The organism is Streptomyces sp. NPDC014891 (assembly GCF_043081085.1).
GTDB lineage: Bacteria > Actinomycetota > Actinomycetes > Streptomycetales > Streptomycetaceae > Streptomyces.
Genome location: NZ_JBIBWF010000004.1, coordinates 350,089 through 373,435, shown reverse-complemented (window position 1 = coordinate 373,435; position 23,347 = coordinate 350,089). Strand labels below are relative to the sequence as shown.

Below are 23,347 nucleotides of genomic sequence, written 5' to 3'. Positions count from 1 at the left end.
CGAGGCGGCCGCCACGGCCGCCTGCCGCCACCGACCGGTGGTGGGGGCTCCCCACGGCGCGAGCGCGCGGAGCCCCCACCCCCCTCAGAGACGCTTCGCGCTCCGCAGCGTCTTCGCGTAGTAGCCGTTGCCGTCGAGCCGCGAGACTCCGCCGACGTCGCCGATCGTCGGGCCGTTGACCTCCTCGCGGCTGGAGATGAAGATCAGGTGCCCCTCGGTGTCGTGTCCGAGCACCATGCCGACGTGGTCCAGGCGCTGCGCGGTCCGCTTGTCCAGCTTGAAGAAGACGAGGTCGCCCGCCTGCAGCTGGTCGATCGCCGTCGGTCGGTCCTCCTCCCGGACACCGGCCAGCGGCAGCACGTCCACGCCCTCGTCGGACCGGGCCATGCCGTTCGCGGTGCGCGGCAGTCCGTCCCCGGACGTGTCCGTCGCCATCAGCGGGTAGCGCGCACGGTAGCCGAGGACCATGCGCATGTAGCCCGAGCAGTCCAGGGACCGGGCCCGGAGGGCGTCGGGCTTGCCGACCGCGCCGTTCCGGAACGGGTACGGGACGCCGAGGTAGTCGTAGAAGTCCGACTGTTCGAGCCGCAGGTCGCCGCCCTCGGCGCCCGAGGTGTTCAGCGGTCCGAAGTTCGCGTCACCCGCGAAGGCGACACCCTGCTCGTCCTTCTGCTGCCGCGCCCCCGCCACGTACTGGTACGCGAACGCGAAGAGGTCGTCCTCCGTGCTGCCGGCGAACTCCGCGTACCACTCCTTGAACCACTTCTGCTTCTCCGCGCCCTTGACCCACGGCTCGGGCATCAGCCGGACCCAGTCCGTCGTCGACACCTTGGACGCCGTGGACGCCGGCTCGGCGAACGTCCGCGCCGGGCCCGTCAGTCTGGCCGTGCGCGCACCGTCCGTCAGCACCGCCTCGACCCGGCCGTCCGCGCCCCGCAGCACGCTCCGCGCCGGGTTCTCGTGCCGCGTCCACCGCTCCGCGCCCTTGGTCGCGGACGGGGCGGCCTGCGCGCCCGCCCCGTCCAGCACGCCGATGTCACGCACCTCGGTGACGCCCTGCTCGTCCTGTTTGCGCAGTTCGAGCGTGAGGTACCCGGAGGTCGCGACGAGCCCGAGGACGACGAGGCCCGAGACGAGCGGGCGGGTCTTCTTCTTCCCAGCCATGGTGGTTCCTCGATTCTCAGGCGGCGGGCATGACACCGAGCAGCAGCCCGGCGGCGACGACGATGTAGGCCATCATGGAGACGGAGGCCGTCGCCAGGAGGGTGGGCCCCTTGGGCTGGCGGACGAGCTGGTACGCGATGAGGCCGGGGACGATGAACCCGAGGGTCTGGTTGCCGTACAGGAGCGGGAACTCCAGCGAGAGCACGATCATCACCGTGGCCTGCAGCAGCACGCCCAGCAGCACCACCGCCGCGAACAGCCTCTTGCCGTAGAGGATCACCAGCCGCTGCATGATCTTCGTCCCCGCGTAGGTCAGGGCGGTGACACCCACGACCATGGCGGCCCGCTGCAGGTCCTCGATGAGGGTGAGCGCGAGCCAGCCCGGCGTGATCATGCCGCCGGGGGAGAGGTTGGTCGTGAGGTAGCACAGCAGGGAGAAGAACAGACCGATGGCGATGCCGAGGGCGGCCATCTCGGGGGTCAGGGCGGCGGTGGTCAACGGGGGCTCCGGACGCGGGTACGGGTGGTCGGGCGGGAGTGGGGGAGTCGGGCGGGAACGGCCGGGATCGGCGGCACGCCCTCGGATCAGGACCGAGCGGGCGGTCGCCCGTCCTCGTCGGAGGGCTGCTGGTGGAACCAGCCGAAGGACTCCTCGGCGGCCATCCCGCTCCGCCCGTCCACGATCCGCACCATGGGCACCTCCTGTGTCCGGGCGGACTGGTAGGCCTCCTCGAAGGCCCGGGGGTAGGACGCGTAGGGGTCGATCCGGGCCGGCTGGACGGGCACCACCGGCATGACGGGCACCAGGTGCGGACCGGCCGCCCAACCGCCCGTCGAACCGTCCGTGACCACCGTTCCGGTGACCGGGACGGGGTCGCCGGCCGAGGCGTGCCCCTCGCCCGCCCACGGACCGCCGTAGCCGGTGTCCGGGCCGGTGTGCCCGGCGAAGCCGGCCCCGGGGGGCGCCGCGAACTCCTCGTAGGGGTGGTCGACCGGCACGGGACCGCCGGAGGCCGCGGGAGCACCGGCACCGGCTGCGGCGCCGGTGTCGGCGGAGCCGCTCTCGTCCGCCGGCAGCTCGGCGAGGAACTCCAGCAGTTCCTCGCCCTGGCCGTGGATGTTGCCGATGGCGACGAGCGACGCGCCGTCGGACATCCGCCCGAGCATCTCGGGCATGAACTCCTCGGCCGGCCGCCGCTCGCCGCCGAGGTCGACGGCCCGGTCCCGCCACGCGGCGGGGATGGCGTCGATGGCGCTCTTCGAGGGATGACCGATCACGAAGACGTTGTCCGGGCGCAGGTCCGGGATGATCTCGCCCATCTGACCGTTGCGTTCGACGCGGTCGGGCCGGCAGTTGATGACGACGTTCAGCGGACGGTTCACGGCACCGAGGTCGAGCAGCTGGTTGACGTTCATCAGCGTCGACTCGGGGTCGTTCGCCGCGAAGACGTTGGCGAAGGCGAGGCGCTTGCCCTCGGGCGTCACGTACCGCTCGACGGAGAGCACGCCCGGGTCCGGGGGAGCGTCGTACATGCCCTGCAGGGCCACCTGCCGGTCGATCCCGAGGAGCTCGGCGACGGCCAGGGCGATCGCCACGTTCTCCTTGAAGGTGAACCAGCTGAAGCCGCGCAGCTCCTCGTCGCTGACCGTGTCGGGGTCGGCGTAGATCAGGCGGCAGTCCCGGGCGTCCGCCTCCTCCTGCAGGATGTGGAAGCGCTCCTTCTCCGCCGTGACGCAGATGCCGTGCTCGGGCATCGAGCGGCACAGCGAGCGGGCCACGTCGTCGAGGGTGGGTCCCATCTCGGCGAGGTGGTCCTCGCGCACGTTGCACAGGACACCGATGGTCGAGCGGATCAGCTTGCTCTGGTTGACCTCCTGCAGAGCCGGCATCACGGCCATGCACTCGATGACCAGGGCGTGGGGACGGTACGAGGCGGCCCGCCGCACGATCCCGATCTGCTCCACGACGTTCGCGATGCCGAACTTGCGGTAGACCGGCTCCTCGGTCGCGTCCGGGTGGATGAACCGCGCGGCCGTCCCGGTCGTCTTCGCGACGGTGACCAGGTCGCCGCCGCGCAGCGCGCCCGCACAGAGCCGGGTGATGGAGGACTTGCCCCGGATGCCGTTGACGAGCACCCGGGTCGGGATGGTGTGCAGCGCGGCGTAGTGCCTGCGCTGTTCCACGATGCCCGCGATCAGCAGGAACACCCCGCCGGTCAGCAGGACGAAGTAGAGGTAGAGCACTGCCTTGTCACCTTCCGCCGTCGCCGGACCGGGGCGCCGTGGTCCGGCGCGTCTGGTTGTGCCTGAGGGCCTGCTGGTTGTGCCGGAGCGCCTGCGCCTGCTGCCGCAGCAGTTCGAGGCTGCGGACGACGGCTCCCACCTCGTCCTGGTACCGCGGGTAGAGCACGGTCTTGAGGTCGCCGTCGGCGAGCCGCTCGGCACCGGCCGCGAGGGCCCTCAGCGGCCGGACGATCACGAGGTGGATCCAGCCGAGGCAGAGGATGATCGCGGCCAGTCCGAGCATTCCGGCGAGGACGCTGCGGTCCTCCCGCTCGTACGGGGCGATTTCGAAGCGGTGGGCGTCCTGTCGGCTGACGACGGTCCAGCCGATGTCGGCCGTGACGCCGCCGCCGGAGAACGGGGCCGCCGCGGCGACCGTGACGCTGTTCCCCTCCCGGATGAGCAGCGCGTTCTCGACGGGCCCGGCGCCGACCCGGACACCGGCCGCGCGCACCAGGTCGCTCAGCTCCGACGGCACCTCCTCGAAGGCCAGGAAACCCTCGCTCGCGGCGATGGTCAGACCGTCGGAGTCGACCACCCGGACCTCGCCCAGGCCGGGCCTGGCCAGCAGCGAGTTGAGGAACTCCACGCGGATCTCGCCGACGAGCGTGCCGCCGTCCCGGCCCGGTACGGGAGCCCCGGCCTGTACGACCGGTTCCTTGTCGCCCTTGCCGGACACCCGGACGAGCGGAAGCCTCTTGCCCCGGCTCCACGCGTGCGGGTCCGATCCGGCCCGGGCGCGGACCGAACCGTCGCCGTCCACCACGTACAGGGCCTGGTAGCGGGAGTGCTTGCCGAGGGTGTCGTCGAGGACACGCGTGGCCGCCTCGGAGCCGACTCCGTCCGCCGCGATCAGGCGGGAGGCGGACACGAGGTCCGCCTGCGCCTCGTTGAGCGCCCTGCGGAGCCGGTCGGCGATCAGGTCCGTACGGTCGCGCTGGTCGTTGACCATGGTCGTGGGCACGCTGACCGACCCGTCCGTGCGGTTGAGCAGCAGGCCCACGGGCACGCACCACACGAGCAGGAGGACGGCCGTCAGGGCCAGTGGACCGCGTCCGCCGATCCGGTGCCGCCTGCGCGGACCGGCCACGGGGTCGCCGTCGGAGCCGTCGACGCCGGCCTCCAGCCGCCGGCGGAGCTGTTCCAGGGCCGCACCGATGCGGGCGGCCTCGCCCCAGCGGGGAACCGTGACGGGCCGGGTCAGATCGCCACGGGCCAGCCGCCGGGACTCCAGGAACAGCCGCAGCAGGGGCCGCTGCACGGTCGCCCACAGCACGCCGGCCGCGAGGAGTCCGAGCAGGACGAGGACACCGGCGGCCGCGAGGCCGAACAGCTCGCGGCCCTGCTCGCCGGTCTGCTGCTGCACGACGGGCAGCAGCGCCACGACGGTGAGGCCCAGGCCGGCGGCCACGCTCCGCTTCTCGTCGGGGTCCGAGGACGCGAGCGAGGCGTAGCCCGCGGTGGCGACGCGGCCGTTGTACTCCCCGCCGAGGAGGGTGCCGCTCACCCCGGGGTAGCCGCGGGAGCCGGGTTCCTTGGCACGGACGGGGTGCTGCTCGGTGTGCTCGGCCGCCTGGTCGGACAGCTGCTTCATCTGCCGGTGCAGGAAGGTGAGCTCCTTGCGCTCCTGGTCGGAGTTGAGCGCTTCGGCGCGCTCGAAGCCGGCCGTGCCGAGGATCTCGCCGTCCCGCGCGACGACCGCCATGGTCCGGAACGGGCCCAGGTTGATCGCGGGGACGGACAGACTGCTGGACGCGATCAGCAGCTGCTGCGGCCGGTCGGTCCAGTCGAGTACGGCCATGGTCATCAGCCGTACGTCGCCGGTCTCCAGCCGCACCATGCGGGGCGTCAGGGCCCGGTCGCCGGTGAGCACGTCCTTGTCCAGCCAGCCGAGGGGAATCGTTTCCCCCCGGGTGGCGAGCACGTCCGCGCTCTTCAGGTCCACCACCGTGGTGCCGGTCCACTTCTGGTACGTCCTGCCCAGGTCCGACAGGACGCGCTCGGGCGCGATCGGCTTGCCCTGACTCAGCGCACTGGCGGTGCGCTGCAGGTCGGTGACGCGCTCGTCGATCGAGGCGCGCAGCGCGATGGCCCCGTCCTCCGCGAAGTACTGCTGGGAGGACAGCACGGCCTTCGGCACGACCGCGTCCTTGTCCGGCCCGAGCACCCGGGCCGTCAGCCCGGCCAGGGCGAGGACCAGGACGCACAGGAGCGCGATGGGCGGACGGATGCCGCCGAGGAGCGGCATGTCCGCGCGCCTGCGGCTCCGCCGCCGGCCTCCGCGCACCGAGTAGGCGGCACTGCTGGTTGTCACTGCTGCTCTTTCCTGACGTCCTGCGGCGGCACGCGTGGGTGCCGGCGGCGCAGGGGCACGTGGGCGCCGAGGGGCGACGACGGTGCCGGGAGGGTTCGGGGGACGGCCCGGGATCGGGGGCCGGGGGCGGGCGGTCGGGGGCGGCGCTCAGTCCCGCAGGGAGAGCTCGGCCAGTCCGTCGCCGCCCGGCGCGCCCCGGTTGAACAGGAAGCCGCGCGTGCGGTCGGCGGCCAGGCGGTAGCGGGCGAGCCGGTCGGCGGAGAGCTCGCCCGGTTCGTCGAGCATCTGCCGGACGTCGACCAGCCGGTTGTCCTCGACGGCGTCCTCGGGGAGCTTCTCGTCGTCCTCGGCCTCGGGCGGGATGTCCACCAGCGTCGTGCGGTACCGGGCGGCCACGTCCCATCCGGTCGTCGTCTCGCGGAACTCGAACCAGCCGATGGCGCCCTCCTCGGTCAGTCCGGTGGGGGAGGAGTGCCGGGCGACCTGGTTGCCCAGGCTGTAGGCCACCCAGGTGCCGTTCACCTTCTGGATCGGCTGCACCACGTGCGCGTGGTGGCCGATCACGAGGTCGATGCCGGTCTCCTCGGTGAGCCGCTGCGCGAGCTCCAGCTGGGGGACGCTCGGCTCGTTGTAGTGCTCCAGGCCCCAGTGGACCGACAGGATCACGACGTCGGCGCCCTGGTTCCGCGCCCGGGTCTCGGCCTGCTTGATCTGCTCGGTGCTGATCCGGTTGAAGGCCCAGCTCTGCTTCCCGGGTGTGGGGTTGAGGAACGACTCCCACGAGTAGGAGAGGTGGGCCACCCGGACGCCCTTGACGTCACGGATGTTGATCTTCTCGGCCTCGGCGGGCGTACGGGCCGAGCCCGCGTGGCCGAGTCCGATCCGGTCCATGGCGTCGAGCGTGCGGCGGACCGCCTTGAGGCCGTGGTCGAAGGTGTGGTTCGACGCGGTCGAGCAGGTGTCGTACCCGACGTCCTTCAGCGTCCTGAGGATCTGCGGCGGCACGAGGAACTCCGGGTACCCCTCGAAGGGGCCGCGCGGGGTGCCGACGGGCGTCTCCATGTGGCAGATGGCGAGGTCGGCCTTGCCGATGACCGGCCGAACCCCTTCCATCAGCGGTCCGAAGTCCAGCCCCGCGGTGCCCTTGCCCGTCTTCTTGGCGTCCTTGGCCGCCTGCTGGACGAGTTCGGGGTGGATCAGGACATCGCCGGCCGCCGCGACGGTGAAGGTGCGACCGCCCGGCTTGATCTGCGATCCATCGGGGGTCGCCGCGCAGCCGGCGGTGAGAACGGCGAGAACCGTCACCCCTGCCAGTGCACGACCTATACGGAAGGAATCACAGAATGTCACCGCCAGATTTTCACATGCCGCTCAAGATCCACTTTTCACGGGGCATTACGAGATCATCACTTTCTCTCCGCATTCCGGCCGCTTTGCCTGATGGGACGCCTTCGGGGCGGTCGGATGTGACGTAGGGCGGTCGATCGTGTACGGAGTGTCCACGTCTCGGCGAGAGTGCTCCTGGATGCGAAATGACTGCTTTGCGGCCCTTTGGGGCTGATCTCCCGTCAGTCGCACGCCTCATGGCCGGAGTCGGCCGCGGGGACGCGGACCGCGGACGGACGCGCCGCCGCGGTCGCCCGGCACGCGGTCGCTCCGCACACGGTCGCTCCGAACGCCGTTGTCAGACCCCCGCGAGAGGATCACCTCATGACGACGATTCCCGCCGAAGAGGCGCTGTCCGGCGTGTCCGCCCAGCCCGCAGTGAACGACCGCGCCGCCTACGAGGCCGCGCTCCAGAGCCTGCGCGAGGCCTCGCACTCCTACTACGGCGACGGCGACAGCGCCATGGACGACACCTCGTACGACCGGCTCCGACTCGCCGTCCTCGCCTGGGAGGAGGCGCACCCGGCGGAGGTCGCCCCCGACACCCCCACGGGACTGGTCGCGGACGGTGCCGCCCCGACGGGCGACATCGCGCACACCACCCGGCTCCTGAGCCTGGACAACGTCTTCGACGCCGATGGCCTGGTGGCGTGGGGTGCCTCCGTCGAGCGCCGACTCGGACGCGCCCCCGCGGGCGGCTTCACCGTCGAGCCGAAGATAGACGGCGCGGCCGTCGCCGCCCGCTACCGCGAGGGCCGGCTCGTCCAGGTCATCACCCGCGGAGACGGCAGGCACGGCGAGGACGTCAGCCATGTCATCGGCCAGATCGACGGACTGCCCGAGCAGCTCGCCGAGGCGGTCACCGTCGAGGTCAGGGGCGAGGTCGCCTTCACCCAGGAGCAGTTCGAGAAGGCGAACGAGGTCCGCGCCGCCCACGGCGCCCCTGTCTTCGTCAACCCGCGCAACGGCACGGCGGGCACCCTGAGGGCCAAGGGACGCCCGTACCGGCTCCGGATGACGTTCTGGGCGTACGGAGTGGTCGAGCTCGACGGCGTCCCGTTCCTGCCGGCGGGGGCGACCCACGCCGAGACGCTGGCCGCGGCGGCCGCCGCCGGGGTGCAGACGACCGCGGCCTCCCCGGCCGGGCTGCTCGTCGTTCCCGACCTCGCCGCCGCCCAGGCCCAGGCCGACGCGGTGGCCGCGATGCGGCCGGAGCTTCCCGTGGGGATCGACGGGCTGGTCGTCAAGCTGAACGACACGGCCGAACAGGAGGCGGCCGGGCTCGGGACCCGCTTCCCCTACTGGGCCATCGCGGTCAAGCTGCCCGCCATCGAGCGGCAGACGGTCCTCGAGGACGTCGTGTGGGAGGTCGGCCGCACCGGGGTCCTGGCCCCCACCGCCCTCCTCAGAGCCGTCGAGATCGACGGATCGACGGTCACCCGGGCCACCCTCCACAACCCGGCGGACATCCGCCGCCGGGACCTCCACATCGGCGACACGGTGACGGTGTACAAGGCGGGCGACATCATCCCGCGCGTCCAGGCGGCGGTCGTCCCGCTCCGCCCGGCCGGAGCGGTGCCGGTCCCCCTGCCCGAGGCGTGCCCCCGCTGCGGGGGCGAGATCAGCACGGCCCAGGAGCGGTGGCGCTGCGCCAAGGGAACGGCCTGCGCCCTCCCGGCCCTCATCGAGTACGCCGCCGGGCGCGAGATGCTCGACATCGACGGGCTCGGCAGGACGTACGTGGCCGCCCTGGTCGAGTCGGGCGACGTCCGCGACGTGGCGGACCTCTTCACGCTGACCGCGGAGCAGCTGACGGCCGCGTCCGGCAGCGCCAAGCGCGGGGCCAAGCTCGCCGAGCAGATCGCGGCCGCGAAGGACCGCCCCCTCAACCGCGTCTTCTGCGCCCTGGGCGTGCTCGGCACCGGGCGCAGCATGTCCCGGCGGATCGCCCGCCACTTCGGCACGATGGACGCGATCCGGCAGGCCGACGCCACGGAGATGCAGGACGTGGAGGGGATCGGCCCGGAGAAGGCCCCCGTCGTCGTCGAGCAGGTGGCGGCGCTGGCTCCCGTCATCGACAAGCTGGTGGCGGCCGGGGTCAACATGAGCGAGCCGGAGGCGGCGGCGCAGAGCGGTGGCCCGCTGGAGGGCAAGGTCGTCGTGGTCACCGGCAGGATGACGGGCCCGCTGGACGGCTTCGGCCGCTCCGAGATGAACGCCCTGATCGAGAAGGCCGGCGGCCGCGCGGGCAGCAGCGTCGGCGCGAAGACCTCCATCCTCGTGGCCGCCCCGTCCGCGAACGGCAAGCCGAGCTCCAAGGCCGTCAAGGCCGCCGAACTGGGGGTGGAGGTCCTCACCCCGGAGGCCTTCGCCGAGCGGGTCGCCGACCTGCTGGCCTGACACGGTGCCGCGGACGCGGGGGCGGCGCTCCGGCGGGCGGCGCCGCGCCCCGCCCCGTTTCCCGCACCTCCGCGCCGTGTCCCGCGCCCCTGCCCCGCCCCCGCGCCGCGGTCCCCGAAGGGGGCGGCCGGCGACCGATGAGTCCGTGCCGGGGAAGCGGTCTACCCTGCACGACCCGTACGTCCAAGGAGCGGCAGATGACCGAGACGACGACTTTCGACCTCGGGCCCCAGGCCCGGATCGTGGCCCGGCTCGCGGCGGGCACCCCCGACGCGATGCTGGCCGCCCCGACGCCGTGTCCCGACTACTCCGTGCAGAACGTCCTGGGCCACCTGGCGGGGCTCGCGGTGGCCTTCCGCGACGCGGCCGTGAAGGATCTCGGGGCGACGACGGCCACGCCCCCCGACGGCGCCGTCCCCGCCCTTCCGGCCGACTGGCGCGAGGTGCTGCCGCGGGTCCTCGACGAGCTGGCCGCCGCCTGGCGGGACCCGGCCGCCTGGACGGGCATGACCCGGGCGGGAGGCATCGACCTGCCCGGCGGGATCGCGGCCGCGGTCGCCGTGGACGAGCTCGTGATCCACGGCTGGGACCTGGCCAGGGCCACCGGCCAGGACTACGCCCCCGACGAGACGGCGCTGCGGGCCTCGCACGCGTTCCTGCTGGCGGCCGCCGAGGAGGACGACCGCGGCGGCGGCATCTTCGGCGCCGTGGTGCCGGTCCCGGACGGAGCTCCGCTCCTCGACCGGGCGGTGGGTCTGAGCGGTCGGGACCCGGGCTGGCGGTCACCCGCCGCCCGGTGACCCGGTGACCGGCCCCGCGGCGTCCGCGAGCGCCCGCGGGGTCACGGTCCGCAGGAACGGCACGATGATCGCGAGGGTGGCGAGGGCGAACACGGCGAAGGCGGTGCGGATCCCGAACCACTCGGCCAGCACGCCGACCAGTCCGGCCCCGAGCGGCATCGCGCCCCAGCTGAAGAGCCGGGCGGCCGCGTTGTAGCGGCCGAGCATGGCGTCGGGGACGAGCCGCTGACTGAGGGTCCGCGAGTTCACCGTCCACAGGATCCCGCCCATGCCACCGAGGAAGGCGCCGCCGGCCACGACCCAGAGACTCGTGGAGAACACCGGGGCGGCGACCATGGCGGCGGTGCCGACGAGGTCGGCGAACATGGACCAGCGCCGTCCGAGCAGCCGGTTGACGCTCGTCACGGTGAGCGCGCCGACCAGCCCGCCGGCGCCGAGGGCGCTCAGCAGCAGGCCGTACTCGCGGCTGTCGAGGTCCATGAGCGAGGTGGCGACCAGGGGCATCAGGGCGAGCCAGGCCCCCCAGCAGGCCGAGAGCACGGTCAGCGCGAGGGCCATCAGCCGCAGCAGGCGCTGCTGCCAGAGGAACCGGACGCCCTCGGCGATGCGCTGGTTGACGGTCCCGGTCGGGCGTGCGTCGCCCGAAGCCGGCGTGAAGCGGCCCACGAGGAGCAGCAGGACGAGCGTCCCGCTCAGGTACGCGGCGCCGGTCCACCCCAGGGCGACGCCGGCGCCCGCGGCCACCAGCAGACCGCCGACGAAGGGACCGCAGAACTCGTTGCAGGCGTTCTCGGCGCCGGCCCCCCACGCGTTGGCCCGCTCGCGGCCCGCGGGGGCCACCAGGGAGGGCACGAGGGTGGCGGCCGCGGTCAGGGCCACCACCTCGGCGACACCGAGCAGCAGCCCGGCGGCGTACAGCGTGGGGACGGTCACGGCATCGCGTAGCGCGAGGGCGAGCAGCGTGGCGACGACGAGCATGCGGGCACCGTCGGCGAGCCAGAGCAGCAGGCGCCGGTCGAAGCGGTCGACGAGGACGCCGACGTGCAGGGCGACCAGCAGCCAGGGGAGCGTGAGCGTCAGCGCCACCCCGGCCACCTGGGCGGGGGAGTCGGTCAGCCGGGTCGCCATGAGGGGCAGGACGACCTTGGTCACGCCGTCGGCGAGGTTCGTGACGGCCGTGAACCCCACCAGGACCGCGGTGTTGCGGTTGCTCCGGTCCGGCGGATCGGCCGCCTTCCGCGTGCGGGCCGATACCGCCTCCCCTGCTGCCGACACCGACCGACCCGTCATCGCATCCTGCATGGATAACCCCCTAAAGCCGTTTGGTGGTCAGTATGGCAGGGGTATCGTGAGAGCGCACCAGTGATCCGGCCATCCGTTCTCGGGAACCCCACGACGGAGCGGCCGGCAACTCCCCAAGGAAGGCGGCGCGTTCGTGCTCGACCCGTCCCCGGCCGCCGAACTGATCGAGGCCTTCACCAACACCGTCGACCTGGAGAGCGGAGACGACGACATCGCCACCCCCGCCGCGCTGGCGGAGTGGCTGGCGGGTCGAGGCCTCGCGGAGCCCACCCTGCGGCTCGACGCCGACGCGCACGCGGCCTTCCTCGCGCTGCGCGCCGGCATCAGAGAGGCGCTGGACACCGACGACCCGGTCGCTCCGGAGCGGTTGGCCCTCGCCGACGCGGTCCTGGCCGAGGTGCCGGTCCTCGTCGCCCTCGGCACCCCCGGCGCGCCGCTGGTCCCGGCGCCCGGCGGACCGCCCGCGCGGACCGCCCTGGCCCGGCTGGCCGTGGCCTGGGCGGAGATCGTCCTCACCGGTCAGATCCACCGGCTCAAGCGCTGCGCGGAGCACACCTGCGGCTGGGTGTTCTGGGACGCCTCCAAGAACCACAGCCGCCGCTGGTGCTCGATGCGGGTCTGCGGCAACCGCACCAAGTCCCGCAGGTACGCCGCCCGGCAGCGGGACTGAACGGTCCGCCGGTCGTCGCGCGCCGGGCCGACACCCGAGGGCGGCCCGTCCGCGCCCTCACCCACCGCCGCCCGAGGGCGCGCGCGCGAACTCCGTGACATTCGAGGACCGTGGCGGACGAGGACCGTGGCGTACGAGGGCTGTTCATCCACGCCCCGAGGCCCCACCATGCTCCTGACTACTCGTGCGTAACACGTCGTAGGGGGAAGTGTGTTCACACCCGGTTCCCGGATCGCCGCCCGTATCGCCGTTCCGCTGCTGGCCACCGCCGTGTCCCTGCTCGTGCCGTCCGCCGCGGTCCGCGCCCAGACCGCCGCCGGGAGCACGGCCGTACGCACGCCGGTCGTGTTCGTCCACGGCTACAACGCCGACCCCGGCGTATGGGGCGGACTGCGCGAGGACTTCAAGGCCGACGGATACACGGATGCCGAGCTGTTCTCCTTCGGTTACGACACGCACCGGTCCGTGAACGAGGTCCTCTCCGGCCGGCTCGCCGCCTACGTGGAGGACGTGAAGCGCCGCACCGGCGCCGCCCGCGTCGACCTCGTCTCCCACTCCTTCGGGAGCCTCGTCACCCGCTGGTACGCGAAACACGATCCGGCCGGCCCGAGCTCGGTCGCCCACTGGGTCTCCCTCGCCGGTCCGAACCACGGCACCACCACCGCCTGGGCCTGCGCCCTGTGGGACCAGGCGTGCCGCGACATGACCCCCGGCTCGTACGTCCAGAAGGGCCTGGCCTCGGGCGACGAGACCCCCGGTGACGTGCGCTACGCCACCTGGTGGTCCGAGTGCGACGAGGTCGTCAACCCCGACAACAGCGTGCCGCTGGCCGGCGCTGCCAACAACGCCGCCGGCTGCCTCGCCCACAACGACTTCCTCGGCGACGACGCCGTCTCCCGGGGCGTCCGCGCGTTCCTCCGGTCCTGAACCACCTGCGTCGGTCGGTGTGTCCGACGAACGCCCAGCGTTCCCCCTGGCCCCCACGGCCCGCAGGCGCAGGCGGCCCGCCTCGCCCCGCAGGCGCCCCGGCCCGCACGCACGCGCGCCCGGCCCGTACGCCACCGGGCCCGGCCCCGGACGCAACCGGGCCCGGTGCTCCGGCCCATGGGGAGCACCGGGCCCGCGGCACGCCGATCCGTACGACCGGTTCTAGGACTCCAGGATCCTGCGCTTCTGCTCCTCGAACTCGGCCTCGGTGAGGACGCCCTGGTCCTTGAGCTCGCCCAGCTGCTTGAGCTGGTCGATCTTGCCGGACATGTCCGAGCCCGCCGCGGCGGGGGCGGCCGCCGGAGGCGGCGGCGGGGGCGGAGCCGCGTACTGCTGCTCCTGCTGGGCGGCCCACCGGCCCTGCTGCCGACGGCTCACACGGTTCGACACGGCGGTGGCGGTTCCGGCGACGACGGCCGTACGCGCGACCCCGCGAAGGAGGCCTGGCATGGGGTTTCCCTTCTGTTCCGCGCCTGGCGTCAGCCGACGCTCAGCGGGCGCTGTCCGTGCTGTCGAGCGCGGCCAGGAGGGCGGGCACCGGGATCCGCCCGGAGGCGACCACCTGGGCGCCGCCGCGGTTCAGGGCCGCGGCGAACGGCGCGGCCCACCGGTTCTCGTAGACCAGGATTCCGGCGGAACTGCCCGGCTGCAGGGCCGCCGCGGCCTCCTCGAGGTCGTCCTGACCGAGGAGTCCCGAGGACGCGCCCTCGAAGACGGCCAGGTCGAGTTCGCCGTCACCGGTCAGGTCGGCGATCTCCAGACCGCTCACGGAGCCGTCCTCCTCCTTCCTGACGAAGGTCAGGTCGAGGATGCGAATCAGGCCACGGTCCACGAGATCGACCAGGAGGGGCAGTCCCTCGCCGGTCATTCGGCTCCCCGGGAACTCCACGATCAGATAGTCGATCGGTCCCAGTTCTTCGGCATCGTCGTTCACGGCGCAACCCCTGGTGTCGTGGCTCTCTCCGTGGCTCCATTGCATCACCGGGCCGGTTCCCCCGCATGTCGGTCGCACGGGCCCCGCCTTGCCGCGGAAAAGCGCTGGCGGGCGCCGTCGGCCGTTGCTAGCCTTCCCGAGGCCGTGCAGAGAACCAGGAGGTGGTACCCGTGATCCAGATGTCGACAAGGGTGCTCCCCTCCGGGGTCACGGTCGGGCGATAGGTCGTCCGGGAGTGCCGCCCAAGAGCCCTCCCGAAAGGCACGACCGTGCACTTCACCGCTGAACGACGCCTCGACGACGGCGTCCTCGAACGCGAGTTCGCCCTCGGCGAGATTCCCGGCACCCTGTGGACGCCCGGCGGACCCGGACGCACTCCGCTGATCCTGATGTCCCACAACAACGGCCTGCCCAAGTCGGACCCCCGGCTCGTGGCCCGCGCCCGGTACACCGCGGGACGCGGCTACGCGGTGGCCACCATCGACGCCGCCGGATGCGGCGACCGACCCCGCTCCGCCGCCGACGAGCAGGCCCGGGCCGACCTCCGGCAGGCGATCCGCGCCGGAGAACCGGCCGACGAACTGTTCGAGTCACTCATCGGCCCGCTTGTCGAGAACGCCGTCCCCGAGTGGCGGACCACGCTGGACGCGCTCCTGGAGCTTCCCGGGATCGACGGACCCGTCGGCTACTCCGGAGGCTGGACCGCCCTCGGCATCCGACTGGCCGTGACCGAGCCGCGCATCGCGGCCGCCGGCTTCTTCGCCGGGGGATACGTGCCCCGTGCCCAGCGCGAGGAGGCCCGCCTGCTCACCGTCCCGCTGCTCTTCCTGCTGCAGTGGGACGACGAGGGAAACCCCCGGCAGCGGGCCCTCGACCTGTTCGACGCCTTCGGGAGCAAGGAGAAGACCCTGCACGCCAACCTGGGCGGGCACACCGGCACACCGGCGTTCGAGCTGGAGGACGGCTGCCGCTTCCTGGACCGCCACCTGAAGTGACGCCCATTCCGTCGTTCGACGCCTGACCGGGGACCAAGAGCCGGTGCGGGGGCCCGCCGCCCCCGCACCGGCCCGCTCCCGTCCGGCGACTACGCTCGGTGGCCCGGCGCCGCCGAACGCGCCGGACAGGTTCCGAGGGGAGAGCACGATGCACGGGGGATGGGCCGGGCTGTGGCGGTGGACCGCGGTCGGCGGCATCGGACTGAGCCTGTACGCGGGCTGGTTGACGTTCGACGAGATACGCGACCACGCCGCCGGCGAACGCGACATCGCCGCGGCCTGCGACGGACTCGTCTCCGGGGCCGAGGTCATGGACCTCCAGGGCGGAACGATCCGGGCGAAGGCCGCCGACGACGAGCGGAGCAGGCTCGACGCGGACGAACTCCCCGGCTCCTGCGCCGTCTACAAGGTCCCCGGCCCCGGCAGAACCACTGGCCTGTTCACCCTGATGGTGCGGGTCGTCGACCCCGACACGCCGTTGCACCGGATAGGCGACGACAGCAGTCTCGAACCCTTCCGCGACGGCTCCGCCGGAGAGGAGCCGGACGTCACCGCGACCGCCGACCGGCGCCCCGAACCGCACCCGGTCGGCGACGGAACCCTGGGCCGGTACGGAGCCGACTACACCACCGTCCGCGCCGAGTGCGGCCCCGGCAGCCGCGCGCAGGCGCCGGAGCTGCTCCAGGTCACGGCGCGCGCCGACTACGACGACGTCTCCGCGGAGGACCGGGACCGCCTCGCCCGGCTCGCCCGCTCCGCCACCGCGGTGCTCGTCGACCGGATCGGCTGCCGAAGCACCCTGCCCGCCCTGCCCGCCCGTCCGCTGCCCGCCGTACCGGCCGGCCTGCGGCCCGCGACGGGAGCGACGGACGGCTCGTGCGGCTGGTTCGCACGGTACGTCCGCCGGGCGGGACAGGGCGCACTGCCCGACCGGGCCCTCGCGACGCCCGCCCCGGCGGCCTCCCCCGTCGAGAGCTGCCTCCTGGCGGTCAGTCCCGACCAGGTCGGCCGGATCGCCGCCGACCGGCCTGACGACGCGCACGACTACGCCCGCGCGGCCCGCACCCACTCGCCGTGGTGGCTGCGCACCGCCTCCTACTTCGGCGCCGACGCGCGCACGGTCGGATACGAGGACCTCGGCCGCCCGGACAAGGTCATCGCCGTGGGAACGGCCGGCCACGCCCGCGGCGCGTGGTGGGCCTCCTCCGTCTGCGACGGCAGGCCCGCCCTGCACACGCTCAGCGCCGGCTACACCTACGACAACGTGCTGAGCCCCCAGGAGCTGTCCGCGGTGTTCCGCGCGTACGTCGACGACATCACGGCCCGGCGGGGCTGCATCCGGGTCACCTACCCGGCACCGGAGGACCACCCCGCCCACTGACCCCGCGTCGGCCGGATCAGCCGCAGGCGTACGTGAACGTCGCCGCCGAGGACAGGTGGCCGGGCGACGTGACCACGAGTCGCGCGACGGCCTGGTGCGTGCCCGACCCGTGGAAGGTCCACAGGAGGTGGAGCCGCGCCTCCTCCTGCCCGCGGGCCAGCTTCTCCGTCAGGACACCGGACCGGGTTCCGTCGCTGCGCTCCCAGCGGTACGTGACGGTGCCCGGCCTCCCGTCCGTGCGGACCAGGGCCACCACGTCCGCCGTGCCGTCGCAGCCGAGCCGCCGCTCGGCGACGCCGACGCTGACGCCCCGCACCGCGACGCCCGGGCCGTACTCCCGCCACGCGAGGAAGAGCAGCACGGCGACGAGCACGACGGCGGCGAGGGCGTACCGCCGCGGCCCTCGCGAGCGGGCCGGCCGCGGCGCGGGGACGCCCGGGAGCGTGCCGTGCCAGATCTCGACCGCCGTCGGTGTGTTCTCGGCCCGCCTGACCGCCGCCGCGGTCACCCCCGGCCCGAAGCGCAGTACCTCGCCTTCCACCCGGTCCGGTGCCGCCTCCGGCACGGGACGCTCGAACCAGTGGCTGCCGAGCTCGGTGGCGCTGTAGTCGTCGTCGTTCATGAGATCGTGCACCGCCGGATGAAGACCTGCTGGAGGGAACCGCCGTTGGACGCGGCGGGCGAGGTGGACGCGCGCAGCCCCCAGTAGCAGCCCGCGCCCCGGACGTCGTGGGCGAGGGAGAGCGTGTACCGGGTGGCTCCCTCGCGCTGGTAGGTCTCGGAGCCGTCGGGCGCGCCCGCGGTCCCCTTCTCGTCCCCCGTGAACCACTCGATGTGGATGGTCACGGGACCGGTGCCGTCGGTGGTGACCTCGACGGTGCCCGCGGCCGTGGTCACCCCCGTCTGGCGCAGACTCGTGACGGAGACGTCGGTCACCGCGACGGGGGGCGGGGCGGGCGTCGTGGTCGGCGGGGTGTCGGTGGGCGTGGGCGGACTGGACGGGGGCGTCGGGGCGGTCGGATCCGTGGGGGTCGGCGGAGGAGGGGTCGTGGTCGGCGCCGTCGGCTCCGTCGTCGTCGGGTCGCCGGTGGGCGACGCGCCGGGCGTGACGGCCGGTCCGGTGCTCCCCGACGGGGAGGAATCCGGGGTGGGCCCCGTCGACGGCGCCCCGGAGACCGACGGCGAGGACGACGGTGCCGTCGGGGACGGTTCGGGCGTGGCCGTGTCCGGCACGGTGCTGGTCGTCGCGAAGGCCTGAGCGGTCTCGTCGCCGCTCGCCGCCTCGACTCCGGCCCGCGCGGCGAGGGCGAGCAGCAGGGCCAGGACGAGCGCGGCCGCTCCTGCCGGCACCCCGCGGGGAACACGCCACCGGGGGCGCCGCGGCGGATCCGGCAGCGTCGTGGTGGCCAGCGAGGTCGTGCCCTCCGACACGCCTCCGCCCGAGGAGGGGAGGAGCAGCGGCAGTAGCGCGGCCAGCGCCGCGAGCCGTCCCCGGCCCCGCTCCTCCCAGTCGGGCCCGTAGGCGGCCGTGGCGATCGCCTCCAGCTCGGCCACGAACGCGGCCGCGTTCTCCGGCCGTTCGTCCGGCGACTTGGCGAGGCCCCGCCGGATCAGCGGGCGCAGCGGCTCCGGAGCGTCCCCGTCGGGAACGGGCGTGCCCAGGTGGTGCAGGGCGAGCTCCGCGAAGTTGTCACCGGTGAACGGCTTCCGGCCGGTCAGGCACTCGAAGAAGGTCGCGGTCGCCGCGTACACGTCGGCCGCCGGCGAGGCGGGAGCGCCGTTCCACTGCTCGGGCGCCATGTAGGCGGGCGTTCCGGCGACGCCCGGCGTCGCGCCCCGGCCCGCCGCGATCCCGAAGTCGACGAGCTTGGACGCCCCGTCGGCCGCCACCAGGACGTTCTCCGGCTTGTAGTCCCGGTGCACGACCCCCGCCCGGTGCGCGGCGGCGAGGCCCAGGAGCGAGCCCTTGAGCACCACGAGGGCGGCCTCGGGACCCGTGGATCCCTCGCGTGCGATCAGGGCCCGCAGGGCGACCCCGTCGACGAGCTCCATGACGATGGCCGCACCGCGCGGCGCCTCGACGTACTCGTAGAACCCGACGACGTACGGACTGTCCAGGGCGCCCAGCACCTGCGCCTCCGACCTGAACCCCCGTACGAACGACTCGTCCTCACGGAAGCGCTCACTCAGGTACTTCACCGCGACCGGCAACCCAGTCCGCTCGTGCCGGGCCAGCACCACACGCCCACTGGCGCCCGCGCCCAGCTCCCGGGACTCGACATATCCCGGAACCACCCATGCGCCGCTCATCCCCATCCCCCCGACGGCCGACGTTCCCCCTCACATGGACAGATTCTGGCCAAGGCCGGTTCCCCGCGGAAGGGGACTTGTCATACTCCCGGAATGGACAGGGGAGCCGTGGAGGCGGCGACGCGATGGCTGGCGGATCAGGGCATCCGCAGGACCCACGACGGGTGGGCGTCCGACGACGAGCCGGACGTGCCGCTCACCACCGACCAGATCGCGCACGCCCGGGCCGGCGACGTGTTCGCCGAGGACCTGGACGCGGCCGACCGGCTGCGGTTGGCCTTCGGACTGCTCGATCTCCTCGACGAGTACTGGGTGACCTGCGAGATCCGCTTCGCGCACGAGGGCGCGGAGGGCCCCCTGCCGGCGGACGTCCTCTGGGAGGGCTACCGGCGGCGGCTGGAGGCGGACCGGGACGCCGAGGCCGTCACGTACTCCCTGTGGGTGGACTGGTTCGAGGACCGCGCCACGTCGGCGACCGCCTTCGCCGGTGTCCTCGGCGACGACATCGACCGGGTGGTCGCGGAAGGCTCCGACGGCATGCTCCGCCGGGCCCGCCGGGTCCTGGAGTGCTCGGGCCCCGTGCCGTGGCCGGTGAAGGAGCCCGCCTTCCGCACCGCCCTGAGGCTTCCCGATCTGCACCCTGCCCTGTTCCACGCCCTCCGGGCGGGATTCCACGACCTCTATGGAGACCTGCAACCGGCGGCGGCAGCGGCTCTCCTCGGCGACCTGGATCTCCCCGCGGACACACGGCACCTCGCCGCGCTGCGCCGGGTCCTCGTCGCGGGGCACCGGAACCACCATCGCAGCCCCGGCGCCTGGGACGAGGCCGTTCGCGCCTGCACGTGAGCGCCCGGCGGACGTCGACCGGAGAAGACCCGCAAGCCGGCTTGCGCGGTACGGGGCTGCTCCGAAGGCCCCGTCGGCCGGGCCCGGGCCGGGGGCGTTGACCCGACCGGGTCCTCCGTACGGACGGCCGCCGGTGTCGGCATCGGACCGCCGCGGCCCTCGGTGAGGATCGACGCATGGGTGTCGTACTGCCGGTCCTCTTCTCCGTGTTCGCCGCCTTCAGCAACGCGCTCGCCACGGTGCTCCAGCGCCGTGCTGCGCTCACCGTCCCGCAGACCGACTCCTTCCGGCCCGGACTCGTCCTCGACCTGTTGCACCGGCCGCTCTGGCTGGCCGGGATCCTCGCCGTCATCGCCGCGGGCGTCGGCCAGGCCGCCGCCCTCGCGACCGGCCCGCTCGCCCTCGTACAGCCCCTGTTCGTCCTCGAACTGCCCCTCGCCCTGCTGATCGCGACCCTCCTCACGCGCGAGCGGCTGCCCGCCCGTCTCTGGGCCGCCGTCGCGGGTGTCGTAGTCGGACTGGGGGTGGCACTCGCGGCGGCATCGCCCACCGGGAACCGCACCCATGTCGCACTGGACCGCTGGGTGCCGGTCCTCGTCGCCTGCTCCCTCGCCGTCGTGGCCCTCGCCGCCGTAGGACTCCGCCGGCCCGCCGGGCGCGCGAGGGCCGGCTGCCTCGGCGCCGCGACGGCGATCTGCTACGCGCTCACCGCGGCCCTCATGAAGACCTCGATGCACATCCTCGGCGACGGGGGCGTCGGCGCCTTCCTGACGGCCTGGCAGACCTATGCCTTCTGCCTGGCCGGGATCGCTGCCCTCCTCCTGCTCGAACACGCCATGCAGGGCGGACCGCTCGTCGCCTCGCAGCCCGCCCTCACCCTCGGCGACGCCACCGTGAGCCTCAGCCTCGGCGTCCTGCTCTACGAGGAGCACGTACGGGCTGGCTGGTGGCTCCTGCCCCAACTCGCCGGCGTCGCGCTGATCGTCCTCGGGGTGTTCGCCCTGGCGCGCAGCGGCGTCGGCACGTCCTGACCGGGCACCGCGACGCGGTCCGCCCACCCTGACTCCGCCCGCCGCGCGTCATTCCGGTCTGCTGAAGCGGCGCGCGGCCCAGAGCACGGCGAGCAGACCGGCGCCGAGGAGGAGACCGGCCTCCAGGACCACCGGCGGCTGCCAGCCGGCCCAGTCGATGCCGGTGGCGGCCTGCTGGTCGGGCACCCGGTACCCGATGCAGCGCCGGAGCAGGTCCACCGCGTAGGCGAGCGGGTTGGCGGCGGCGACCGCCTGGGCCCAGCCCGGCAGGGTGCTCAGGGGGAAGAAGCCGCCGGAGAGGAAGAGCAGCGGCATCATGATCAGCCCAAGGAAGGTGTGGAACGTCTCCGCCCTGCTGAGCGACACCGCCAGGGCAAGCGCCAGAGCCGTGATGGTGAACGAGGCCAGGACCATCCCGGCGAGCAGCAGGAGCAGCAGCAGGGGGTCGTAGGGCAGACCGACCGTGCCGGCGAGGCTGAGCAGGACGGCTCCCTGCACCGCCGCCGTGAGGGTGCCTCCGGCACAGAGCCCCAGCAGGAGGGTCGTCCGGCTCACGGGGGCCATCAGCAGCTCCCGCACGTAACCGCTCTGCCGGTCCGTGATCAGGCGGATGCCGACCATGATGGCGGGTGTCTGCACCGTCATCATCAGCATGCCGGGGAACAGATACGTCTGGTATCCGACACCCAGGGAGGAGCGGGGGATGAGGGCGGCCAGCCCGCCTCCCAGGATGAGCAGGTAGAGCATCGGGTGGAGCAGCATCAGCGCGGTGTGCGCCCGCTGTCCCGCCAGGCGCAGCATGTCCCGGTGGACCAGGGCGTGGATCGCCCGCAGTTCGTGCCGGAGCCGACCGGCCCGCCCGCCGTCGAGACCGGCCTGGTCGCCGAGGAGCCCGGCGCCGTCCGGGGCCGGGGCGGCTGCTGCGGACTGCGGTGTCCCGGGGGCGCCGGGGGACTGCGTCGTGAGTTCGGTCATCGGCTGCCACCGGTCTCTGACGTGGAGGGGCGGAGGGCGGGTCCGGCGGGCGCCCGGCCGGACCCGGCCGGGTCGAGGCTGCGGCCGGTGTGGTGGAAGAAGACGTCGTCGAGGGTCGGCGGGGCCGCGGACGCGGCGTGCACGGCGATGCCGTGACCCTGCAGTTCCGCGCAGAGACGCGGGATCCAGGTGCTGCCGTCCGACACCCGCAGGGACACACCCCCGGCGGCCGCCGTGACGGTCCGGTCCGACGGCACGATCCCGGCCACGACCTGGCGGGCCGCCGTGTCGTCACTGGTGCGCAGCACGACCAGGTCGTCCCCGATCGCGGCCTTCAGGGCGAGGGGCGTGCCCTGCGCCACCACTCGGCCGTGGTCGATGATCGCGATCCGATCGCAGTTCTCCGCCTCCTCCAGATAGTGGGTCGTGACGAAGAGCGTGCTGCCGTGCCGGTCGCGCAGCGCCCCGAGGTGCTCCCAGACCTGGGCGCGGGCGTGCGGGTCGAGCCCGGTGGTGGGCTCGTCGAGGAACAGCAGACGGGGGGAGTGGAGCAGGGCGCGGGCGATCTCCAGACGGCGCCGCATGCCTCCGGACAGCGTGCGTACCGGCGAGCGCCGGCGGTCGCTCAGTCCGGCGGTCTCCAGCACCTCCGTGGCGCGGATCCGGGCGTGGCGGCGGGAGAGGCCGTAGAGCCGTGCGTGGATGTGCAGGTTCTGGTCGACCGTCAGGTCCGCGTCCAGGGCGCCGTGCTGGAAGAGCATGCCGACGCGCCGACGCACCTCGTGGGGCCGGCTGACCACGTCGGCCCCCGCGACGACCGCGTGACCGGCGGTGGGCCGGGCCAGGGCGCAGAGCATGGCGATGGTGGTCGACTTCCCGGCCCCGTTGGGCCCGAGGAAGGCGAAGCTCTCGCCCTGCCGCACGTCGAGGTCCACCCCGCGGACCGCCTCCGTCGTGGTGCCCTGCGGGCCGGGGTAGCTCTTGACCAGGCCGCGCATGCTGATGGCGCACGCGGGCTCGGGGTCCGGGTGCGCGACGGGTGTCCTGCCGAGGCCGGTCGTCACGAGGGCGTCCGGTGCGGGGCCGTCGACTCCTGCGGGTCGTTGCATGGGGTCCGCTCCTGGTCGACGTCGGGTCGCTGCATGCGGTCGGGTCCTCGTCCGGGGTCTGATGCCTCCTGCGGTGCACGGGTCCGCGGAGGGGGCGGGGTCCGCACTCCCGGCACACCGGCCTCGCTCGACCGGTCGCTCGACCGCGGGGCTCAGGGACCGGTGAGGCCGTGAGGCCGGTGTGCCGGGAGTGTTCGGCTCGCGGAACATCCGGCCGGCGGCTTCCCGGGGTGGGCCGCCGGCCGGATGGTGGAGCCTGTCGGTGCTACGCGCAGCTGATGCCGATACAGACCGTGTTGAGCAGGGTCAGCAGGCCGACGCACTCGCACGTCGCGGCGAACGGCGCTCCGTCGACGCCGACGGGGTCGGTCTCCGGGAGGGCGTGGAGGTGAGCCAGCAGTTCGATGTCGTTGTTCTCCATGGGTCTCTCCTTCGTTCTGTGAGCTGGCGACAGACTTCC

21 protein-coding genes are annotated in these 23,347 nt (G+C 73.5%); 8 read left to right on the top strand and 13 right to left on the bottom strand.

Features of this window, described 5'->3' with window-relative positions:
• Window positions 1–84: 84 nt before the first annotated feature.
• The 5 genes from ACF09E_RS13625 to ACF09E_RS13605 form a co-directional block, all read right to left on the bottom strand.
• Window positions 85–1,164 (bottom strand): C40 family peptidase, encoded by a 1,080-nt coding sequence (locus ACF09E_RS13625; protein WP_392205342.1) that lies wholly within the window; start codon window positions 1,162–1,164, stop codon window positions 85–87.
• Between the two features lie 16 nt (window positions 1,165–1,180).
• Window positions 1,181–1,663: a poly-gamma-glutamate biosynthesis protein PgsC/CapC gene (locus ACF09E_RS13620; RefSeq protein ID WP_341622305.1), complete on the bottom strand. Its 483-nt coding sequence runs from the start codon at window positions 1,661–1,663 to the stop codon at window positions 1,181–1,183.
• 86 nt (window positions 1,664–1,749) lie between these two features.
• Window positions 1,750–3,408 carry a poly-gamma-glutamate synthase PgsB gene (gene pgsB / locus ACF09E_RS13615; RefSeq protein ID WP_392205341.1) on the bottom strand — a complete coding sequence of 553 codons (1,659 nt, stop codon included), beginning with the start codon at window positions 3,406–3,408 and terminating at the stop codon, window positions 1,750–1,752.
• A gap of 7 nt (window positions 3,409–3,415) precedes the next feature.
• On the bottom strand, window positions 3,416–5,695 hold the full coding sequence (locus ACF09E_RS13610; protein WP_392205650.1) for a HAMP domain-containing protein: 2,280 nt from the start codon (window positions 5,693–5,695) through the stop codon (window positions 3,416–3,418).
• 213 nt (window positions 5,696–5,908) lie between these two features.
• Window positions 5,909–7,066 (bottom strand): CapA family protein, encoded by a 1,158-nt coding sequence (locus ACF09E_RS13605; protein ID WP_392205340.1) that lies wholly within the window; start codon window positions 7,064–7,066, stop codon window positions 5,909–5,911.
• A gap of 405 nt (window positions 7,067–7,471) precedes the next feature.
• Between ACF09E_RS13605 and ligA the strand changes: the two genes are divergently transcribed.
• Together ligA and ACF09E_RS13595 are read left to right on the top strand one after the other, a co-directional pair.
• Window positions 7,472–9,547 carry an NAD-dependent DNA ligase LigA gene (gene ligA / locus ACF09E_RS13600; protein ID WP_392205339.1) on the top strand — a complete coding sequence of 692 codons (2,076 nt, stop codon included), beginning with the start codon at window positions 7,472–7,474 and terminating at the stop codon, window positions 9,545–9,547.
• 197 nt (window positions 9,548–9,744) lie between these two features.
• On the top strand, window positions 9,745–10,347 hold the full coding sequence (locus ACF09E_RS13595) for a TIGR03086 family metal-binding protein (RefSeq protein WP_392205338.1): 603 nt from the start codon (window positions 9,745–9,747) through the stop codon (window positions 10,345–10,347).
• Here ACF09E_RS13595 and ACF09E_RS13590 read toward each other — a convergent pair.
• Entirely contained in the window at window positions 10,330–11,649 is a 1,320-nt protein-coding gene (locus ACF09E_RS13590; protein ID WP_392205337.1) for an MFS transporter, read from the bottom strand. The two genes, ACF09E_RS13595 and ACF09E_RS13590, sit on opposite strands and share 18 nt — an antisense overlap.
• Window positions 11,650–11,782: 133 nt before the next feature.
• On the opposite strand from ACF09E_RS13590, the gene ACF09E_RS13585 reads away from it, so the two are divergent.
• A complete protein-coding gene (locus ACF09E_RS13585; RefSeq protein ID WP_392205336.1) occupies window positions 11,783–12,319 on the top strand; it encodes a CGNR zinc finger domain-containing protein in 537 nt (178 codons plus the stop codon).
• A gap of 210 nt (window positions 12,320–12,529) precedes the next feature.
• Window positions 12,530–13,246: an esterase/lipase family protein gene (locus ACF09E_RS13580; protein ID WP_392205335.1), complete on the top strand. Its 717-nt coding sequence runs from the start codon at window positions 12,530–12,532 to the stop codon at window positions 13,244–13,246.
• Between the two features lie 222 nt (window positions 13,247–13,468).
• Here ACF09E_RS13580 and ACF09E_RS13575 read toward each other — a convergent pair whose 3' ends face one another.
• Both ACF09E_RS13575 and ACF09E_RS13570 read right to left on the bottom strand, forming a co-directional pair.
• On the bottom strand, window positions 13,469–13,756 hold the full coding sequence (locus ACF09E_RS13575; protein WP_392205334.1) for an SHOCT domain-containing protein: 288 nt from the start codon (window positions 13,754–13,756) through the stop codon (window positions 13,469–13,471).
• 40 nt (window positions 13,757–13,796) lie between these two features.
• Window positions 13,797–14,240, bottom strand: a complete 444-nt coding sequence (locus tag ACF09E_RS13570) for a DUF6325 family protein (protein ID WP_392205333.1) — start codon at window positions 14,238–14,240, stop codon at window positions 13,797–13,799.
• Window positions 14,241–14,509: 269 nt separating this feature from the next.
• On the opposite strand from ACF09E_RS13570, the gene ACF09E_RS13565 reads away from it, so the two are divergent.
• Complete coding sequence (locus ACF09E_RS13565; protein ID WP_392205332.1) at window positions 14,510–15,235, top strand: dienelactone hydrolase family protein; 726 nt, start codon at window positions 14,510–14,512, stop codon at window positions 15,233–15,235.
• Window positions 15,236–15,383: 148 nt separating this feature from the next.
• A complete protein-coding gene (locus tag ACF09E_RS13560; RefSeq protein WP_392205331.1) occupies window positions 15,384–16,616 on the top strand; it encodes a hypothetical protein in 1,233 nt (410 codons plus the stop codon).
• A 16-nt stretch (window positions 16,617–16,632) separates the two neighbouring features.
• Here the strand turns inward: ACF09E_RS13560 and ACF09E_RS13555 are convergent, their stop codons facing one another.
• A complete protein-coding gene (locus ACF09E_RS13555; RefSeq protein WP_392205330.1) occupies window positions 16,633–17,238 on the bottom strand; it encodes a hypothetical protein in 606 nt (201 codons plus the stop codon).
• Window positions 17,235–18,926 carry a serine/threonine-protein kinase gene (locus tag ACF09E_RS13550; RefSeq protein ID WP_392205329.1) on the bottom strand — a complete coding sequence of 564 codons (1,692 nt, stop codon included), beginning with the start codon at window positions 18,924–18,926 and terminating at the stop codon, window positions 17,235–17,237. Before ACF09E_RS13550 ends, ACF09E_RS13555 begins: the two co-directional genes overlap by 4 nt.
• Window positions 18,927–19,019: 93 nt before the next feature.
• Between ACF09E_RS13550 and ACF09E_RS13545 the strand changes: the two genes are divergently transcribed.
• Together ACF09E_RS13545 and ACF09E_RS13540 are read left to right on the top strand one after the other, a co-directional pair.
• Window positions 19,020–19,772 carry a hypothetical protein gene (locus tag ACF09E_RS13545; protein WP_392205328.1) on the top strand — a complete coding sequence of 251 codons (753 nt, stop codon included), beginning with the start codon at window positions 19,020–19,022 and terminating at the stop codon, window positions 19,770–19,772.
• Window positions 19,773–19,948: 176 nt separating this feature from the next.
• Complete coding sequence (locus tag ACF09E_RS13540; RefSeq protein ID WP_392205327.1) at window positions 19,949–20,803, top strand: DMT family transporter; 855 nt, start codon at window positions 19,949–19,951, stop codon at window positions 20,801–20,803.
• A 48-nt stretch (window positions 20,804–20,851) separates the two neighbouring features.
• Here the strand turns inward: ACF09E_RS13540 and ACF09E_RS13535 are convergent, their stop codons facing one another.
• The 3 genes from ACF09E_RS13535 to ACF09E_RS13525 all read right to left on the bottom strand — a co-directional run bounded on the left by ACF09E_RS13535 (window position 20,852) and on the right by ACF09E_RS13525 (window position 23,308).
• Window positions 20,852–21,778: an ABC transporter permease gene (locus tag ACF09E_RS13535; RefSeq protein ID WP_392205326.1), complete on the bottom strand. Its 927-nt coding sequence runs from the start codon at window positions 21,776–21,778 to the stop codon at window positions 20,852–20,854.
• On the bottom strand, window positions 21,775–22,887 hold the full coding sequence (locus ACF09E_RS13530; protein ID WP_392205325.1) for an ATP-binding cassette domain-containing protein: 1,113 nt from the start codon (window positions 22,885–22,887) through the stop codon (window positions 21,775–21,777). The genes ACF09E_RS13535 and ACF09E_RS13530 overlap by 4 nt, the downstream gene beginning before the upstream one ends.
• A 265-nt stretch (window positions 22,888–23,152) precedes the next feature.
• On the bottom strand, window positions 23,153–23,308 hold the full coding sequence (locus ACF09E_RS13525; protein ID WP_266972807.1) for a VenA family class IV lanthipeptide: 156 nt from the start codon (window positions 23,306–23,308) through the stop codon (window positions 23,153–23,155).
• Window positions 23,309–23,347 lie beyond the last annotated feature (39 nt).

Coding starts and splice junctions, on each gene's coding strand:
- ACF09E_RS13625 (WP_392205342.1), bottom strand. CDS start 1,164: ATGGCTGGGAAGAAGAAGACCCGCCCGCTCGTCTCGGGCCTCGTCGTC.
- ACF09E_RS13610 (WP_392205650.1), bottom strand. CDS start 5,695: ATGCCGCTCCTCGGCGGCATCCGTCCGCCCATCGCGCTCCTGTGCGTC.
- ligA (WP_392205339.1), top strand. CDS start 7,472: ATGACGACGATTCCCGCCGAAGAGGCGCTGTCCGGCGTGTCCGCCCAG.
- ACF09E_RS13595 (WP_392205338.1), top strand. CDS start 9,745: ATGACCGAGACGACGACTTTCGACCTCGGGCCCCAGGCCCGGATCGTG.
- ACF09E_RS13590 (WP_392205337.1), bottom strand. CDS start 11,649: ATGCAGGATGCGATGACGGGTCGGTCGGTGTCGGCAGCAGGGGAGGCG.
- ACF09E_RS13575 (WP_392205334.1), bottom strand. CDS start 13,756: ATGCCAGGCCTCCTTCGCGGGGTCGCGCGTACGGCCGTCGTCGCCGGA.
- ACF09E_RS13560 (WP_392205331.1), top strand. CDS start 15,384: ATGCACGGGGGATGGGCCGGGCTGTGGCGGTGGACCGCGGTCGGCGGC.
- ACF09E_RS13555 (WP_392205330.1), bottom strand. CDS start 17,238: ATGAACGACGACGACTACAGCGCCACCGAGCTCGGCAGCCACTGGTTC.
- ACF09E_RS13550 (WP_392205329.1), bottom strand. CDS start 18,926: ATGAGCGGCGCATGGGTGGTTCCGGGATATGTCGAGTCCCGGGAGCTG.
- ACF09E_RS13545 (WP_392205328.1), top strand. CDS start 19,020: ATGGACAGGGGAGCCGTGGAGGCGGCGACGCGATGGCTGGCGGATCAG.
- ACF09E_RS13540 (WP_392205327.1), top strand. CDS start 19,949: ATGGGTGTCGTACTGCCGGTCCTCTTCTCCGTGTTCGCCGCCTTCAGC.
- ACF09E_RS13535 (WP_392205326.1), bottom strand. CDS start 21,778: ATGACCGAACTCACGACGCAGTCCCCCGGCGCCCCCGGGACACCGCAG.
- ACF09E_RS13530 (WP_392205325.1), bottom strand. CDS start 22,887: ATGCAACGACCCGCAGGAGTCGACGGCCCCGCACCGGACGCCCTCGTG.
- ACF09E_RS13525 (WP_266972807.1), bottom strand. CDS start 23,308: ATGGAGAACAACGACATCGAACTGCTGGCTCACCTCCACGCCCTCCCG.